The sequence below is a fragment of the Neisseria polysaccharea genome, from assembly GCF_963392925.1.
GTDB classification, from domain to species: domain Bacteria; phylum Pseudomonadota; class Gammaproteobacteria; order Burkholderiales; family Neisseriaceae; genus Neisseria; species Neisseria polysaccharea.
Genome location: NZ_CAUJNZ010000039.1, coordinates 1 through 402, shown reverse-complemented (window position 1 = coordinate 402; position 402 = coordinate 1). Strand labels below are relative to the sequence as shown.

The window sequence follows — 402 nt, the reverse complement described above, 5'->3', positions numbered from 1 at the left end:
ATCAAAGCCGCCGCGCGTTACCGCTGGCAGGAGATACACGCCGCCATCGGCATAGACCCGCGATACCTGAAAAACAAACACCAGCCTTGCCCCGCTTGCGGCGGCGAAGACCGCTTCAGATACGACGACAAGGACGGCAAAGGCACATTCATTTGCACCCATTGGGAGAACGGCGCAGGCGACGGTTTCGGCTTGGTTATGCACTTTCTAGGCTGCGATTTTCAGACGGCATTAAAGCAGGTTTCAGGCATTTTAGGCATGGACAATGCAACCCCCTTACCGATACCGACAACGCGCCCACAGCCTCAACCACGCCCCGAAAAAGACCATATCGGCAAACTTGCCGCATTGTGGGACGAAGCAGAGCCGTTAACGCCCGATTGCCCCGTTGTCCAGTATTGG

1 protein-coding gene is annotated in these 402 nt (G+C 56.5%); it reads left to right on the top strand.

Annotated features, from left to right (window positions below):
• Positions 1–402: primase-helicase zinc-binding domain-containing protein (locus RDY34_RS10550; protein ID WP_308184590.1), on the top strand; the 402-nt coding region annotated here is incomplete at both ends.